The organism is Enterococcus sp. DIV1758 (genome assembly GCF_051711985.1).
Lineage (GTDB): Bacteria > Bacillota > Bacilli > Lactobacillales > Enterococcaceae > Enterococcus > Enterococcus faecalis.
On sequence record NZ_JBIOOA010000001.1, the window covers coordinates 656,387 to 668,739 of the forward strand.

Below are 12,353 nucleotides of genomic sequence, written 5' to 3' on the forward strand. Positions count from 1 at the left end.
AAACCTCCTATGTTAATTTTATCACAATTCCACTACTTGACAAAGATTTATTCATAATATTCAAGTATGTTTTTTTCCATACTTTCAATTCTATGAGGTTTAAGTTTCAATCGTTCCACTTGTTTTTCATAATTTTCCACCATTTTCCCATGTTTCTCCGTCACGTTTGCATGGTCAATTAGCCATTTCAATTGTTGGGTATTATGAATCCTATCTAATTCCCTTAAAACCCAGAGAGAAGGAGCGACAGACTTATAAAGCCAAGAAAACAACTGCTCAAAAGATTTTTCTTGTGGATCAACAGATAATTTTATTTTGCTTACGTCTTTCATGAACCAAGCCCAAGGTTGCCAAACGTCCCAGCGACGTTTATTTGAATCCGTGCCATTTTCTGGAGGTACGACAAACCGTATTTCTTGATTCAAAACGGAAAGAGCCACTTCATCAACCCGTTGGGTTTTCACTAACTCTTTCACAACGGCTACAGCTTTCTCTTGTCGGAATCGTATTTCATAACGATTCCATTTAGGAAGTCCTTCCTCGAGATTAAATTTATTTTCTTGTTCATAGTTTTTTTCATAAAAAACCATGAATAACTTACTTGACCTCGTACCGACGTTCAACGTTTCGCCTTTATTTTCTCCGTCTTTCAAAGCAAAAGAATCATTACCAGAACCGATTTTTAAAGAACCCACAGTATAGCCTTTTTTTGCCATTCTTTTAAGAGTTGGAATTTTAAAATATGTTTTTTTATCATCAATCGCCAAATCAAAACGAGGAATATTTGCGCCAAAAAATAACACTCTTTCTAAGAAATCGTACCACGTTTCGTTGTTTGCTTCTAAAAAAATTTCATAGTTTCGGCAACCCGCACCAGACATCAATAATTGAATACCATTTTCTGCATTTTTACCGCTACTTTCAAGAATTCTAATGTCATCATAACAGTATGAAGCATGATACCCCTTGATACCTTTACGCTCATCTTCTCGCATTAGTTCAAAAGGAATGTTCAATAGCTCATTACATATCGTTTGAACATCCATGTCCTTAATGGTCACTTGGCACCAATCAATTAAAACACGTAAAGGGAATTCTTCACTTGTACGCCTAGCCCCCCTATTAGTAGTGGGGGCGTTATTCGCTTCGCTCATAACTATTCTTCTCCTCAAAAATTATTTCTCGTACTTCGTAATCGCCTGACGGCTCATTTTGTTGGTCTAATGAACTCGAACTAGCATTTGTACGCTTCGCTCCAAATGCGTTCGGTTCGTCGACCAACAACTTGCCGAGTTCTTCAATAAAATCAAATCCTTTCGGGACTAACGGACTGAAAAACTCCCGTATCATAAAACTTCCAGTCAATTGAATATAACCACGTCCTTTTATTGCTTTGTTAATTAACGTTTGCCCAGTTTTTCCAAACGCCATTTTATAGCCATCGTCACTCATTTCTCCTAACGTGATACGTAAGCCCAATTGGTCACGAATATCGCCAACTAAAAACTGTGCATCAGGTCGTTGGGTTGCAAATATACCAATAACGCCCACTTGGCGACCTTTCAAAATGATTTGCCTCAATGAGTTCAGAACTGTGTCACGGTCTTTTTTCGCTGGAATACTTGTTAACCAAGCCACATATTCATCAATAACTATGACAAGCGGTGTTAAATCATAATACGTGAAATCTTGACCCGCTTTATAGTCTTGACGTTTTTTTAGCTCTGAATAACGATGGTTCATTTCGATTACTGCATTATCAACCATTGTTGTAATTTCTTTCGGGTCTGAATAAACATGGGGCATATATTTCGCCATATCTGCTAAATCACTATTTTTAGGGTCACCAATTCTTATATCAGCTTTCATTAAAATAAAAGCACGTAACAAAATAAATAAAAAATAAGACTTTCCGCCTCCAGTACCGCCAGAAATAAGGGCATGAGGCACTTTAGCAATTGCCCAAGAAATGCCCTTCATTAAAGGAATGGTATAGTTTTGTGGCACTACATCAGTAATAGAAAGTCGATTCTTGATATTTTCCGCTTCAAAAGTGTACGTAAAATAGCCATTTTTTTGCCCCATTCCAACCAAATCAATAGAAAATAAATCCTCAAAAATCCCTGATAATTCTTTTAGTTTGCCCGATTGATGAAATTGACTACCATCTAGTCGAACGGTAATAAGAACTTGCTCGCCTTTAAGTTTTGCATAAAAACGAGGAAAATAGATAATATCCTTTTTCATGCGTTTTTGATTAGATTTCATCATATTCGGCGCTTCAAAATCATTCACCATATAAAAGCGTGAGGAATAAACCATATTACAGATACGTTGAAGAACTAAAAAACGTTTAAACAAAGGAAACAACAGAACGAACAGTAGCAAATCACTTGCCAAACCATAAAACACAGATAAAAAAACAGCATGCAAAAGAGACGTAAATGGTATAGCCGTTAAAATTGCAAAGTATTGCTTATTCCATGATTGATAAATAAGAAACGAAAAGAAGACAAAGAGAAAACAAACGGATAGAACACGCCAAATCAAATGTTTATGCCATGTTCGCACACGTAACCCTTTATAGCGCCAGTCTATAAAATGCAAAAGAACACCTCCTATTTGATTAATCACTGTCAAATGTCAATAGGGGTAGTATTTTTTTCAAGCCCACAAAAAAATCTCCACCCTTATCTATTGACATTTAACACTTTCCCCCTGTAACTCGAATCGCCGAGCGATAGACCAAGTTAGAAACTAATTTAGCTATCACTCGGTCGAGATAGTATAAGGGGGAAAGTCCGTTGTCGTTAAGATTAAAGTTTGGTTCATTGTACATCGCATATCGTTTATTTTCTTGGGGCTTGCCACCCCAAACCCCAGTCGCCTCGCTCATCCCAAGTTAGGAAAAAACAAGACCACTAGAGACTATTTTTTTGTGTCTTTGTTGTCTTTAGGTTCTCGAGAATCAAGTACTTGACCATTTTCATCGGCTTTTCTATCGGTTGGTGCTAATGCTTCAATACGAATAGCAGTGAAACGATCATTAATACTACCATACGAGCGTTGACGCCCTGTGTTTCGGTCTTCAAAAGAATTTGCAGTAGCAGAAGGCGAATAGACTAACCCAGCCACACGTACTTTTGCCCAGCGTTTAACGTTAGGCATTTCTTTTTCTTCTAATTGAACAGTGATACTATTGTCTAAATTGGTACAAGCCAGATTCACAGTAATTGAATCAATAATTGATTCATCATATTCACGAGTAGTTTCGTTATAAGGGTGACGAGCATTAACTCCTAGTAACATTACTTCACCTAGATTTTCTTTTACACACGCTTCATTCATAATAATTTTCATTGTTAAATTCCTACTTTCGTTATTTTTTTTATAAAAAGAAGAAGACTAGTGATTTTCTAGTCTTCTTTATTACCAGATCTTTTGTTTTTCTTATTTAGTAAATACATAGCACCGCCAACACCTAAAATCAAAATAACACCAGCAACAGTTAGAGAGGTTTTAATTTGTTCACCTGTCATTGGAAGAGAGGCTTTAGGTGATTCTTTAGGGGAAGGAGTATCTTTAGGTGTTTCTTTCATTACAGGGGTTAAATCCTGTGTTTTTTCTTTTCCATCAAAATTGTGTTCTGTATCCTTTTTATACTCATTATCATTAGGCTTACTATAGCCAATTTCTTTGAAGTAGTAACGAGTACCTTTAGGGTCTTTTCTGTAATCATAATCAGCTTTTACTGTTTGGATAGTTTCTTTATCAGATACTTTATAATCCACTTTTCCAGAAGACCAGACATCTTTTTCTTTGTTGTCAGGTGTGACTGCAACTAAGATTGTTTCAAACGCACGTTCTGTGTCTACAGCAATATTTTTATGTGATATTTTTACATCATCGTATTGCGTAACTAAATCACCCCAAACGAATGTTTGTGTTTTGTTATCTCCAGTATGCGCCTGTGTAGAAATAGATACCTCAGGATTTTCAGGTATTTCAGGGGTTAAATCTTGATTTTTTTGTTTTCCATCAAAATTGTGTTCTGTATCTTTTTTGTATTTTTTATCAGAAACCTTACTGTACCCAACTACTTTGAAAAAGTAACGAGTGCCTTTTGGGTCTTTTTTATAGTCATAGTCAGATTGAACACGTTGTGTAGTGTTGTTTTCTGTTACTTTATAATCAATTTTCCCAGAAGACCAAACATCTTTTTCTTTATTATCAGGTGTGACTGCAACTAGAGTATCTTCAAACGCACGTTCTGTGCCTACAGCAATATTTTTATGGGAAATTTTTACATCATCATACAGTTTTACATCATCACCCCAAGTAAATGTTTGTGTTTTCCCGTCTCCAGTATGAGCTTGAGAAACAATATCCACGATTGGTGTTTCTGCTGGTGTTGCTTTGTCTTTAAGCGTGTAGGTGCCAAGGTCAACATTTTCACCTTTCGCTAGTTCTTCTTGTGTGAATTGTTCTGTGTTTAAGACATTTCCGCTTTTTTGGTCAATTACTGTAAAGGTGAATGTATTTGTTTCTTTATCGTAAGAGTGTTTAATTTCCATAGGGTCAATGTTTTTATAACCATCAACGCCCTTTGTTTCAGTGAGTACATAATCATCAATCGCAAAATCCGCAAAACGGAAGTAGCCTTTTTTTCCGTCTACATTTGCCGTTGTTTCGGTTTGAGCTTCTCCTGTACGTTGATTTGTCAACGTGAACTCAACACCGTTTTTAAAGATTTCATTTGTATCGTTTTGAATCAATTTTTGTCCGTCTAAATTCATACGGATAACATCATCGTTACTTTGAGCATCGTTCACGACTACAGGTGTGTATTGGTCTTTATAGGTTAAATCAACCACGTGTTTTGTGGTGTCCAGTACATAACCAGTAGGAGCTTGCGTTTCGAGCCAATAATACGAACCTAATTCTAGTTTATCCATTGTAGCTGTCAATTTATCATCTAAGACGAACTCTTTTAATAATGTACCGTCAGACTTAAATAAACCATACTTAGCACCAGTCATAGGATAAGTAGGGTTTAATGGCTTGTTTGATTCAGTTGTGCTATCTTGCTTTATTAGTGATGTTTTAGCAGTTGCACGGTCATTTTTGAATTCAACACTTGCCGTTTTGCCAGCTTGAACAATAACTTCTTTTGTATTGTTTTTATCTAAAATGTAAGGCGAAGGAACAAAAGTTTCTGTTACTTTTACTTTAGTATCGTGCAAAATTCCTTTAACTACAGCTTCACCATTTTTATCCGTTGTGACACTTTGTGTTTTTCCGTCATGTTCTACATCAAATTTTGTTCCTGGAACAACTTGACCTGTGACTTTATCCACTTTTTTGATTTTCACATCACCAGTTTTTACGATGTTAAAATTCACTTTGAAATATGCTGGGTCAGAAATACCCGCACTAACAACTTCTTGAGAATTTGCTTTTTTCCACGCATAAGGTGTGCCACGTTCTAAAGATTTTTCTAACATTAAACTACCCGATTCTTTTGAATCTTTCTTAGGTGTCACCATTAATTTATTGCCTTGAATAGAAAAATCAACATTTGCGGTGTTACTGTCTAAAATATCAAACTTTGATAAATCGACATTGTTAATATCTTCAATAGGAGTTGTTTTACCTAAAGTAAGTTCAACCGTTTTGTTATGAAACGAAGGTTTCTTTTCATAATTCTTGATAACATTGTTGATTTTATCCTTAATTGCATTTCGTTGGGCTTCTGTCAAATCCCCATTTGAATGTACTTGCGCACCAATTGCATTGTACATCATTTCTTGCGTGACAAACATTGTATCTAAATCTGTGCCTGCATATTTCCATAGTGTACTAACTAAATTAGCTTCACGATTTAAAACAAACGGGTTACTCGAGTAACCTTCACCTTCAATTACATGGCTAAATGGATCCACGCAGAACACTAATTCTTTACCATTTCCACGGTCAAGATAGATAGGTGCAGTCCAGACATCCCTAGTTTCTCCTTTCCAAGTGATAGACATTGTTCGCTCATTATCATGGTCAAACGATACATCACTTGCAGACAAAGCATGTACAGGAACAGCAGATACTAAAGTTTGTATACTAATGACCCCTAACATAGCTAAGGTTTTCAGCTTATTTAATTTTCCTTTCAGATTCATAATTTAACCTTCTTATTCATTTATTTTTTTCTTTCCTATTTTAAATTACAGAAAGCAGTTAGACGGAGAACGGATTTTTTTCATTTAAAACACTTCCTTTCTAACAAAAAAGACAGCTCATCAATGAACTGTCTTTGTCTTCTTATTATTGAATTAATTACAGAGAACTTGCTCCCCAAGTCCCGATACCACCATTTTGCATACACAACGCTTTACCAGCTGCTAAAGCCTCAGCTTCTGAATTAAATGTTCCCGCACTGTGCAACTGTTTGCCATCGTTCCACCAGCCAACCCATTGCTGTGTAGGTTCAGGTTCTGGCGTAGGTTCAGGTGTTGGCTCAGGAGCTGGTGTAGGGGCTGGCGTTGGAGTAGGAACAGGTTGCGGTGTTGGTGCTGGCGTGGGTTGTGGAGTAGGTGAAGGGACATAATTAGATTCACCATTTCCGTTATTAGAGCCATCACTTACAGGCGTATTATTTGCTGGCACACCATTATCACTAGAAACCACTCCATCAACAGAAGGTTGATTTTGTACAATTTCTGATGATTCACTATTACTAGCCGAATTCAGTTGAGTATCTGGAGCTGTTGCAGATTCATTAATATTAGTATCTGTTTTTTCTGTATTCTGTACTTCTGGTTTTACCGAAGAACGTTCTCCCTTGGTTGATTTTTCTTTTTTATCAATTTCTGTTTTTACTTTTTCCAGTTGGGACTGTAAAGTTTTTTTTGCTGTTTCATTTTTTATCTTATTTACTTCTGCTTTAGCAGAATCATAATTTTTCCGTTCAAAATTGACAACTTTGTTATCTTTGAATACTTTTTCCACAGCAACTTTTGCTTTTGCTATTTGCTTTAATTGGCTATCAGCATTATTCACTAAAGCATTTACGGTTTTTTCCCATTCAGTAGAATCTTTAGATAATTTTACTTTCTTTACTTCATCAGCTGTTAAATTATCCTTAATTGCAACCTCATTAGTAATAGAATCACCGTTTAAAACAGGTTTTACAAACAAGTTGTTAACATCAATTTGCTTAATATATAATGCCATTGCTTTTTTTAAAGACTCCATACTTGAAGTATAGTTTTGTTTATACTTATTGACATCAACACCTGATTTAGGAATAGAGATAGAAGAGTAGTCAGCCTGAATTTTTTCTAAATCATTTTCAAGCGAATCAAATGTTTGTTTACTTAAATCCTTTTTTAAAAAACCAGATTTTTTTGCACTATATAATGCTTTGACTTTATCCTGAAACACTTTATGCTCCTTGGATTGTTCATTAATTAACGATTGCGCATGAGTAACTTGTTTTTTGATTTGACTATCAGCATAGGCTTTATACCCAAATCCACCACCAAACACCAATAAAACAACTGCCGTTCCAATGAGTGCCTTTTGTTTTTTTGATAACTTTTTCACTTGTTCGTTTAATTTCATTTTTTATTCCTCCTTATAATAATATTATTTCTTTCTTGATAAAAAAAGTCAATTGTTTTCCCGTTTTTGTAACTCCATAATTAAAGATTCTTTTTCTTCACTCGTTAATTCACCAGAAACATGTAAACACTCAAGCATTCCCATACAACCAGCTTGTAAATGAACAGAGCAAGCATACTCACCATTATCACGAAGCATATTCACTTGTTCATTTAGTTCTCTTACTCTTTTTAATAACACTCGAAACATTTCAATCCTCCTTTATTCCATAAAAAAATCTTTACTTACTAATAAACAATCATTCATCATTCATTAGTAAATAAAGATTTATATATATGAAAATTTATTTTGCCTGTCACTTGCCATACGGTTACGCTATCCTTGTAAATAGCTTGGTCACTCGTATCAATTAAAAATTAACACAATCCCGCCAAAGTAGAGTGCAGTTATGAGCTTTGATAAAGGGTGACATTGTCTTAAAGCTTGGTTATCGAATCAGACCAATGTATACTCGACCCTACACACAATTATGTGTCTATGATATTCAACTAGATACTGCACAAGATTTCATACTTTTTAAAAACTGTTTAAATTCACATTCAGGTATTTTACAACGCCTACGAATTTGTTCATCAGTCAAGAATTTTCTAAGATAAACATAACTCTTTCGAGTGAGTGGTTTCGTATTTCCGTTGTAATATTCCTCATACTCTCGAAGTTTCCAAAAAGGTATGTGGAGAATGTTCATGATTGCTTTTCGTGGTCGTTTACTCTCATACAATCGAACAAACCGTTGATACTTACTTACGTGATAGAATCCTTTGGATTCTAACCAACATATAGTGATTCTATGAAAGTCTTGATTCTTGTTTTTTAGAAACTTTTCAGTTTTATACTTAGCAATTTGAAAGACATCTTGCTTAGATTCACCGATTGTTTCTATCTCAAAAGAATAACTTTCAAGAGAATAATCATCTTTTAAAACGATTGTTTCGACAGACCATTTAAAAATTTTCATGTCCTTTCCTCCACAAAAAAATACTTTAAAATGCGTCAGTGATAAGTGTTTCTATCACCTTTGCACTTTAAAGTATAATCTGTCAAAGCAAGTCATTGAAAGCGTTTCAAAAGAGCTGGATTATCCTTTTGTAAATGATCGCCAATTATTTACGAACTTGTTTGCACACCTGTCCTTACGTTTTACAAAGAAACATTTATTTATTAATGAATACAATCCGTTTTCTGAAGAAATCAAAGGAAAACACCCAGCGTTATTTTTAGCTATTCAAAGTGCCTGTAAACAATTAATTCAACGTTCTGTTTTGCTAGTCAACGATTCTTTCTGCGCATATATTGCGTTGCATTTTTTGGCAGCTCAGGAACGACAACAGCAGGAAGCTAAAGTTGTTAGGATTGTGTATGTTTGCTCGACGGGCTTAGGTGTGACCAGTTTAATTGAACAAAAAATTTTAGAGGAAGTACCAAACGTTGAACTCGCGGGATTTGCTTCTGTTTTAAATGCAACTGAAGTGATTCAAGCAGAAAAGCCTGATTTGGTATTGAGTATTTTCCCAATTGAAGAAATGACATACCCATTTATTAAAGTTAGTCCATTGTTGACGGACACAGACTTAAGTTTGATTCGGGAAGAGGTCGATAAAATTTTATTAGGGAAACGTCAAGGGAAAGGTACCGCTCGCTCCACGAAATCTGATGTAATTGAAAAAAATGAACGGATACAAAGCCAAGATTTGTTAGTAAAAGCGTATATTATTTATGAAGAGTTAAAACGAATGTTTCAAACAAAGTTACTGAGCGAATATCAAGAAGCCTTTTTACTGCACGTTTTATTAATGACACATCGGATTACGTTTAATAAGCAATACGAAGAGATTCCTTGTAATGGAGAAGTATCGCGTGAAAGACAAGAAGAAATTCGGCAAATTGAATGTTTATTTGCTAAAAATGAGTTACCTGTCAATCATGCTGAAATTTCAGCATTACTTAATTATTTAGAACAACCAAAGGAGGAAGAGGATGGAACTAGCAATGGAAGCACAGGAGATCATTCGACAAAGTGCTGAACCAGAAAAGCTACAATCGATTATCAAACAAACCAGTGCGCGATTAGCAGAAGCACAAATTGAACCAACGGAATTACAGTGGACGATTTTGATCAACCATCTCAATGAGATGCTGAATCGTTCAAGAGAAGGAACGACATTATCTGGTGTTGATCGGACGTTATTTACGGAACTAACACCAGAAACGTTGAAAATTGCACAAGAAACAACAGAAGCAATTGGTCAGTTATCAGAAGATGAATGGTATGTTTTAGCTGTTCATTTTGAAGTTGCTAAACAAAACAATTAATAGGAGGAAAAGTTATGATTACAGTAGTTATCGCAGATCGTTTAGGAAAGGGACAAAATGTTGCAAAAGGAGTGGAGCAAGCCGGTGGTCGTGCGGTTGTTGTTCCAGGAATGGGCGCTGATATGCGTTTAGGAGATGTGATGCAACAAGAAAAGGCAGATTTAGGCATTTCTTTCTGTGGCAGTGGTGGTGCAGGGGCGTTAACGGCTGCTACTAAATACGGGTATCCCGAAAGACATGGCATGCGATCAATCGAAGAAGGGGTAACAGCAATTAACGATGGGAAAACTGTTCTTGGATTTGGTTTTATGGATCAGGAAGAACTTGGTAAACGAGTAACTGAAGCATTTATTAAGAAACACGGAGCATAGAAAGTAGTAACTTAGAAAGGAGCGGTAATTATGGATGCCACAAAACGGTCAACACAAACCGTGATTGTTTCTGGAAAAGGTAATAAGAAGAATGAAGCTTTTGCAAGTGCATTGAATGATGTTTCAAAAAAAGTATTAAAAGAAACAACAGAGGTCCTCATCCGGATTGAACCGAAAAAAGTAACTATTCGTCAGGCAAAAGAACAAGTTTATACAGAAAAATTTCTGTTCTTCTTCTTTCCTAGAAAGAGAGTGATTTATCATGTCGAACTAGCTGTAGAAGTGGAAATCCAAGCCATTGCAGTCGAAGAAGTTGATTTTTTAACGGAAACAATTAAAGAACCGAACGCAGTAGTAGTTCCGTTTCTTTCAAAAAGAGGCGTATAAAGGGAGGAAGAAGGAATGGAATTTGTAATCATTTTGCTGAAGTCATTGCTTATTGGTGGTTTACTAGGTTTTGCAGCTGGCGCAGGCGCTGCTCGGATGTTTCATGCACCACAAACGCAAGGGTTAGGGGCATTTAGAACATTAGGAGAAATGAACGCGGCACAAGGAGATCCGGCATCACACTTTTCTTTTGGTTTAGGTTTTTTCTTTAATGCTTGGGCTTCGGCCGTCGGAGCAGGGGCCTTTACACAAGATGTGACCCACCGGATTGTGCCTAACTGGGCTGCAGCAATTTTATTGGTAAAGGATAAAGATGTCACTAAAACGATGCATAATCCCAAAAAAATGGGGATTGTCGGGGCCTTTGTAGGAATGGCGACTGTGGCTTTCTTAAATAGTACAGCTGCAGCAATTCCAGAATCGCTACAAGTAACAGCAGTTGCGGTGTTGGTACCTGCAGCAACGATTTTAATCAATACTGTGATGCCCGTTTTATTCTGGCTAGCGGCTTTAGATGCAGGAAAACGGACGGGTTTTTGGGGAACGTTATTTGGCGGATTATCTCAATTAGTCATGGGCAATGCTGTCCCAGGAGTTGTATTAGGGATCTTAATCGGTAAAGGTGTCGATGATTTAGGGTGGACCCGAATGACACGCGGCATGCTTGGTGCCATTATCTTATTATTTATTTTAAGTGGCTTCTTCCGAGGTTTCGACTTAGAAATGATCGAAAGTTTCCGCTTGTCTATTCCCCAATGGTTAAATAATTTACACAATGTCTTCACCGTTAAGTAGAAAAAAGGAGGTCTCATAGATGGAACAGCAAGAAAAAAATGAATGGGCACAACAAGAACAAGAAATTCAAGAAGGTTTAAAAGGCAAAAGTTTTTGGTATGCTGATTGGGGCTTTCCCATTTTAGTCGGGATTATGTCAGCGGCAATTTTTGCAGGAACACATATGTATGTAGTTTATGGTGTGGGCGCCTTTAATGAAGTTTCAATTGTTGCGATGCTAAAAGCTGGTTTAGATGGTGGTTCTTATGGTGCTGCCGCAGCATTTGGTGCAAGTTTCCTGTTTGCACGAATTTTAGAAGGTTCCTTAGTCGGGATTTTAGATTTAGGTGGCTCAATTTTAACGGGGATTGGGATTGGCGTACCTGCAATTTTCCTCAGCATGGGAATTAAAGCACCTGTAGAAAACTTTGGCTTAGCCCTTTTAACAGGTGCGCTACTAGGGTTAGCAGTTGGTGGCGTAATTGTGTTGATTCGGAAATTTACTATCAATCAAGGAAATTCCACTTTTGGTGCGGATGTGATGATGGGGGCTGGTAATGCCTCAGGACGTTTCTTAGGTCCGTTAATTATTTTGAGTGCGGCGGGTGCTTCGATTCCTATTGGGATTGGTGCCACATTAGGAGCTTTAGGCTTTTACATTTGGAAAAAACCAATCGCTGGGGGCGCAATTTTAGGCGCAATGATTTTTGGTGCAATATTCCCGGTTTCTTTATAATAAGAAAAAACCTTTTGTTTTGCACTTTCTCTGTCACGAATAAGAATAAGCGTTTACATTATAATGTTACTATGTTATTATAAATGCGAAATAAT

General features: G+C 36.5%; 12 protein-coding genes and 1 pseudogene. 6 read left to right on the forward strand and 7 right to left on the reverse strand.

Annotated elements, in window-relative coordinates:
• Positions 1 to 47: 47 nt before the first annotated feature.
• From IGJ52_RS03340 to IGJ52_RS03370, 7 genes are all read right to left on the reverse strand, one after another.
• Complete coding sequence (locus IGJ52_RS03340) at positions 48 to 1,154, reverse strand: replication initiation factor domain-containing protein (RefSeq protein WP_438791909.1); 1,107 nt, start codon at positions 1,152 to 1,154, stop codon at positions 48 to 50.
• Positions 1,138 to 2,607 carry an FtsK/SpoIIIE domain-containing protein gene (locus tag IGJ52_RS03345; protein ID WP_438791910.1) on the reverse strand — a complete coding sequence of 490 codons (1,470 nt, stop codon included), beginning with the start codon at positions 2,605 to 2,607 and terminating at the stop codon, positions 1,138 to 1,140. The genes IGJ52_RS03340 and IGJ52_RS03345 overlap by 17 nt, the downstream gene beginning before the upstream one ends.
• Positions 2,608 to 2,928: 321 nt before the next feature.
• Positions 2,929 to 3,360: a hypothetical protein gene (locus tag IGJ52_RS03350; RefSeq protein ID WP_438791911.1), complete on the reverse strand. Its 432-nt coding sequence runs from the start codon at positions 3,358 to 3,360 to the stop codon at positions 2,929 to 2,931.
• A gap of 56 nt (positions 3,361 to 3,416) precedes the next feature.
• A complete protein-coding gene (locus IGJ52_RS03355) occupies positions 3,417 to 6,173 on the reverse strand; it encodes a SpaA isopeptide-forming pilin-related protein (protein ID WP_438791912.1) in 2,757 nt (918 codons plus the stop codon).
• 157 nt (positions 6,174 to 6,330) lie between these two features.
• Positions 6,331 to 7,617: a hypothetical protein gene (locus IGJ52_RS03360; protein WP_438791913.1), complete on the reverse strand. Its 1,287-nt coding sequence runs from the start codon at positions 7,615 to 7,617 to the stop codon at positions 6,331 to 6,333.
• A 48-nt stretch (positions 7,618 to 7,665) separates the two neighbouring features.
• A complete protein-coding gene (locus IGJ52_RS03365) occupies positions 7,666 to 7,866 on the reverse strand; it encodes a hypothetical protein (protein WP_438791914.1) in 201 nt (66 codons plus the stop codon).
• 295 nt (positions 7,867 to 8,161) lie between these two features.
• Entirely contained in the window at positions 8,162 to 8,635 is a 474-nt protein-coding gene (locus IGJ52_RS03370) for a hypothetical protein (protein ID WP_438791915.1), read from the reverse strand.
• A 79-nt stretch (positions 8,636 to 8,714) separates the two neighbouring features.
• On the opposite strand from IGJ52_RS03370, the pseudogene IGJ52_RS03375 reads away from it, so the two are divergent.
• From IGJ52_RS03375 to IGJ52_RS03400, 6 genes and pseudogenes are all read left to right on the forward strand, one after another.
• A pseudogene (locus tag IGJ52_RS03375) lies at positions 8,715 to 9,701 on the forward strand (BglG family transcription antiterminator); the annotation flags it as partial.
• Positions 9,667 to 9,990 (forward strand): PRD domain-containing protein, encoded by a 324-nt coding sequence (locus IGJ52_RS03380; protein WP_002393661.1) that lies wholly within the window; start codon positions 9,667 to 9,669, stop codon positions 9,988 to 9,990. The pseudogene IGJ52_RS03375 and the gene IGJ52_RS03380, both read left to right, overlap by 35 nt.
• A 14-nt stretch (positions 9,991 to 10,004) precedes the next feature.
• Positions 10,005 to 10,361 (forward strand): glycine-rich SFCGS family protein, encoded by a 357-nt coding sequence (locus IGJ52_RS03385; RefSeq protein WP_002355707.1) that lies wholly within the window; start codon positions 10,005 to 10,007, stop codon positions 10,359 to 10,361.
• A gap of 30 nt (positions 10,362 to 10,391) precedes the next feature.
• Positions 10,392 to 10,748: a DUF4312 family protein gene (locus tag IGJ52_RS03390; RefSeq protein WP_002383076.1), complete on the forward strand. Its 357-nt coding sequence runs from the start codon at positions 10,392 to 10,394 to the stop codon at positions 10,746 to 10,748.
• Positions 10,749 to 10,763: 15 nt separating this feature from the next.
• Positions 10,764 to 11,543 carry a DUF4311 domain-containing protein gene (locus tag IGJ52_RS03395; RefSeq protein ID WP_002355709.1) on the forward strand — a complete coding sequence of 260 codons (780 nt, stop codon included), beginning with the start codon at positions 10,764 to 10,766 and terminating at the stop codon, positions 11,541 to 11,543.
• A 19-nt stretch (positions 11,544 to 11,562) separates the two neighbouring features.
• Positions 11,563 to 12,258 (forward strand): DUF4310 family protein, encoded by a 696-nt coding sequence (locus IGJ52_RS03400; protein WP_002361314.1) that lies wholly within the window; start codon positions 11,563 to 11,565, stop codon positions 12,256 to 12,258.
• Positions 12,259 to 12,353: the final 95 nt, after the last annotated feature.

Bases quoted from the DNA above. Each gene is read 5' to 3' on its own strand.
- IGJ52_RS03340 (WP_438791909.1), bottom strand. From the start codon at position 1,154: ATGAGCGAAGCGAATAACGCCCCCACTACTAATAGGGGGGCTAGGCGT.
- IGJ52_RS03350 (WP_438791911.1), bottom strand. From the start codon at position 3,360: ATGAAAATTATTATGAATGAAGCGTGTGTAAAAGAAAATCTAGGTGAA.
- IGJ52_RS03355 (WP_438791912.1), bottom strand. From the start codon at position 6,173: ATGAATCTGAAAGGAAAATTAAATAAGCTGAAAACCTTAGCTATGTTA.
- IGJ52_RS03360 (WP_438791913.1), bottom strand. From the start codon at position 7,617: ATGAAATTAAACGAACAAGTGAAAAAGTTATCAAAAAAACAAAAGGCA.
- IGJ52_RS03365 (WP_438791914.1), bottom strand. From the start codon at position 7,866: ATGTTTCGAGTGTTATTAAAAAGAGTAAGAGAACTAAATGAACAAGTG.
- IGJ52_RS03370 (WP_438791915.1), bottom strand. From the start codon at position 8,635: ATGAAAATTTTTAAATGGTCTGTCGAAACAATCGTTTTAAAAGATGAT.
- IGJ52_RS03380 (WP_002393661.1), top strand. From the start codon at position 9,667: ATGGAAGCACAGGAGATCATTCGACAAAGTGCTGAACCAGAAAAGCTA.
- IGJ52_RS03385 (WP_002355707.1), top strand. From the start codon at position 10,005: ATGATTACAGTAGTTATCGCAGATCGTTTAGGAAAGGGACAAAATGTT.
- IGJ52_RS03390 (WP_002383076.1), top strand. From the start codon at position 10,392: ATGGATGCCACAAAACGGTCAACACAAACCGTGATTGTTTCTGGAAAA.
- IGJ52_RS03395 (WP_002355709.1), top strand. From the start codon at position 10,764: ATGGAATTTGTAATCATTTTGCTGAAGTCATTGCTTATTGGTGGTTTA.
- IGJ52_RS03400 (WP_002361314.1), top strand. From the start codon at position 11,563: ATGGAACAGCAAGAAAAAAATGAATGGGCACAACAAGAACAAGAAATT.